Raw genomic sequence first — 1,348 nt, forward strand, 5'->3', positions numbered from 1 at the left:
ACACACTTTTATAATGAAGAATACTTACTTCCATGGTGGCTATTACATCATACAAAATTATTCGATTATGGGATTTTAATTAATAGGGGTTCCACCGATCTGTCTGTTGAAATTTGTAGAAAATTTGCGCCACATTGGGAAATATACGATTCTAATGTCCGAGAATTTGACACTGTATTAGTGGATGAGGAAGTCATGGATGTTGAAAAAACTGTTAGAGGATGGAAAATGACACTAAATAGTACTGAATTTCTTTGTTGTAAGAATAAAGTTGAGTTTTTTAATACACTTAATAATTTTGGAAAGCAGATGTATGCGATTCGAACAATTTTAATGATAGATCCATCCTATAATTATTATCCAGATCCATCTTATATGTCCCCTTTAATATATCAACGTTATCATGGAAATATACCTCAAAATCCACATATCTGGGGAGATTGGAGGTTTATTCATAAATTTGAAAGCGGGAAATATGGGCCAGGAAGGCATTTTTCTGCACATGAGTATATTCAGTGTCCTTATAACGCTTTTATTTTGAAATTTTATCTTAGCCCATGGACTGATGCCATGAAAAAAAGAAAATTACAAATCGCTCCTACACTTTCTGCTAATTGGTCTCATCTTAAATCTCGTTATGGTAACTCATTAGAAGAACTCGAATCTAGATTTATAGAGCACACTACCGTTGCGCAAGACCTCAGGTTAATTCCTGAATACCAATCATTATTTCCATTTTTATAATTTAAACATTTCTGATATAAATAAAAGGTATATCAAAAAAAGCAATAACGATTTCCAATGGAATCGTTATTTACGCGATTAATTCAAATATTTGATGAATTGTTTTTGATTTTGAACAGACTGATTCTCTTAAATCAATCTGTTCTTTTTTATCATATGGATGACTTCTACTCCAGCAAGAATACATGTAGATGTACGAAAAGATTGAAGGTCGTATACGTTTTTTAATAAAACAATGTTCTTGCTCTACGATGTTATGTAGATATTTTATCTGCCTGATTTGAATATCTAACTACATTTTTTCTCTTTCTTCAACCCGCTGATAGCAATGGGATAGGTTTGACTTTTATCAAATGTGATTGCACGATATAAAACATTTTTTCTTTAATCTTGATGTATGTTTCCTCAGTTCTCCAAGAAACAGTTGTATCTTTCAAATGTCTTCAAATACGTTCATTTCATTCTGTACCATATTAGTAAAACTAGGGTATTCTACTTTTTAGTCTAACATCAGAAATATATGATATATTTAAAATTGCATAGAAGAAATTTTATGATATCCCAATTTTGTAAAATAAATTCATTTATTTTACGTATCTAAATC

Annotated in this window: 1 protein-coding gene and 1 pseudogene; one reads left to right on the forward strand and one right to left on the reverse strand. The window is 30.5% G+C overall.

Annotation, left to right across the window (positions count from 1 at the left end):
• Nucleotides 1-744: glycosyltransferase family protein (locus tag ATL10_RS30755; RefSeq protein WP_110498395.1), on the forward strand; the 744-nt coding region annotated here is incomplete at its 5' end.
• Between the two features lie 78 nt (nt 745-822).
• On the opposite strand, the pseudogene ATL10_RS32135 reads toward ATL10_RS30755, so the two are convergent.
• Nucleotides 823-1,110 (reverse strand): annotated as a pseudogene (locus ATL10_RS32135) (DDE-type integrase/transposase/recombinase); the annotation flags it as partial.
• Nucleotides 1,111-1,348: the final 238 nt, after the last annotated feature.

The organism is Bacillus sp. 196mf, assembly GCF_003217275.1.
Taxonomy (GTDB): Bacteria; Bacillota; Bacilli; order Bacillales; family Bacillaceae_G; genus Bacillus_A; species Bacillus_A thuringiensis_S.